The sequence below is a fragment of the Streptomyces goshikiensis genome, assembly GCF_014650555.1.
Lineage (GTDB): Bacteria > Actinomycetota > Actinomycetes > Streptomycetales > Streptomycetaceae > Streptomyces > Streptomyces goshikiensis.
On the sequence record NZ_BMVE01000037.1, the window covers coordinates 1 to 1,822 of the forward strand.

Genomic DNA, 1,822 nt, shown 5'->3' on the forward strand with positions numbered 1-1,822 from the left:
ACCGGGGCGACGTGACGATCACGCTTGAACGGCCTGCCGCCTTGGAGGAAGGACAGTCCTTTGCTTTTCGGCACCGCGGACGGGCTGCTGGCTCAGGGCATGTGATGCGCCTTCTCGACTGAGCCTCGTCAACGAAGCCAGAGCCGAATCGTTGCGGCAGTGACCGTGCCATGGAAGACATAGTGCTGTGACCGGGAAGGTTCGCCGGGTTGCTCCACGTGCTGGTTGGTAATGCTTTCCCGGACCAGTGGGGAGGCGGGATGGCGCAACCGGTCCGGGTTCGCGGGCTGACCGAGCAGGAGGGACAGAAACTCCAGCACATCGTGCGGCGGGGCAGTACCAGTTCGGTGCGGTTCCGGCGGGCCATGATGCTGCTGGCCTCGGCCGGCGGGAACACGGTCCCGGTCATAGCCCGGCTGGTCCAGGCTGACGAGGACACCGTCCGCGACGTGATCCACAACTTCAACGAGATCGGGCTCGCATGCCTGGACCCTCGCTGGGCGGGAGGCCGTCCCCGCCTTCTCGACCGTGACGACGAGGACTTCGTCGTCCAGACGGCCACCACCCGCCCGGCCGTGCTGGGCAAGCCCTTCACCCGCTGGTCCATCCGCAAGCTCGCCGATCACTTGCGGCGCAACATCACCCGGCCCGTCCGGATCGGCCGGGAGGCACTGCGCTGCCTACTGACCCGCCGTGGGATCTCCTTCCAGCGCACGAAAACATGGAAGGAGATCCCCGGATCCGAAGTTCGACGCCAAGCTTGCCCGGATCGAGTACGCGATCAATCAGCGGCCTGATCGCACGTTTGCCTTCGACGAGTTCGGACCGCTGGGCATCCGCCCCACCGCCGGCTCCTGCTGGGCGAGGCAAGGGCGGCCAGACCGGCTACCGGCCACCTACCGCCGCACCCACGGAGTCACGTATTTCCATGGCTGCTACTCCGTCGGAGACGACCAGCTCTGGGGCATCAACCGCAGGCGCAAGGGCATCGACCACACCTGGGCTGCCTTGAGATCGATCCGGGCCGCCCGCCCGGACGGAGCCCCGATCTACGTGATCCTCGACAACCTCTCCGCCCACTTGAACTGGAGAATCCGCAGGTGGGCGGCCCAGAACAAAGTTGAGCTGTGTTTCACGCCGACCTACGCGTCCTGGGCCAACCCGATCGAGGCCCACTTCGGACCCCTGCCGCAGTTCACCCTGGCCAACTCGAACCATCCCAACCACACGGTCCAGACCCGGACCCTGCACGCCTACCTGCTATGGCGCAACAAGAACGCCCGCCACCCCGACGTCCTCGCAGCCCAACGACGCGAACGTGCCCGCATTCGCAGCGAGAAGGGAATCCGCTGGGGCGGATGCCGGAAGAAAGTCGCGTGACCGTACTGACGGCACCGGCAACACTGACGCCATGACCCTCGATCGTGAAGATCTTCAGGCCGGCTGGAACCAGACCCGCGGCCATCTCGATGCCGCCCGGGCCCATCTCGCGGGCCTGCCGGGCCTCGATCTCTCAGCGACGCTGGAGTTCCTGGAGCACAACGAGCTGGGACTCGCCTTCGACTGCCTGACAGACCTCGGCGACGACCTCAACCCGCCGCTCAGCTTCTGGCAGCACTTGGACCGAGCAGCTCGCGAGATGCGGCTCTACAGCGACGCACTACACAAGCCTCACCTCACGGCCGCCGACCTCTGCCGTCGTCACCTCGCCGCCGCCTCCGAACAGGAGTGACCCGCCAACCCGGTGAACCTTCCCGGTCACAGCAATAGACGCGCTTGTCGAAGCGTGTCGCCACGGCGCGTGATCCCTTGAGGCCATTAA

Annotated in this window: 1 protein-coding gene and 1 pseudogene; both read left to right on the top strand. The window is 66.1% G+C overall.

Going from position 1 to position 1,822, the window contains the following annotated elements:
* Positions 1-260 precede the first annotated feature (260 nt).
* A pseudogene (locus IE248_RS37020) lies at positions 261-1,380 on the top strand (IS630 family transposase).
* A gap of 31 nt (positions 1,381-1,411) precedes the next feature.
* Positions 1,412-1,732, top strand: coding sequence for a MafI family immunity protein (locus IE248_RS37025; protein ID WP_073795982.1), 321 nt, complete (start codon positions 1,412-1,414; stop codon positions 1,730-1,732).
* The last annotated feature ends 90 nt before the right edge of the window (positions 1,733-1,822 follow it).

Bases quoted from the DNA above. Each gene is read 5' to 3' on its own strand.
- IE248_RS37025 (WP_073795982.1), top strand. From the start codon at position 1,412: ATGACCCTCGATCGTGAAGATCTTCAGGCCGGCTGGAACCAGACCCGC.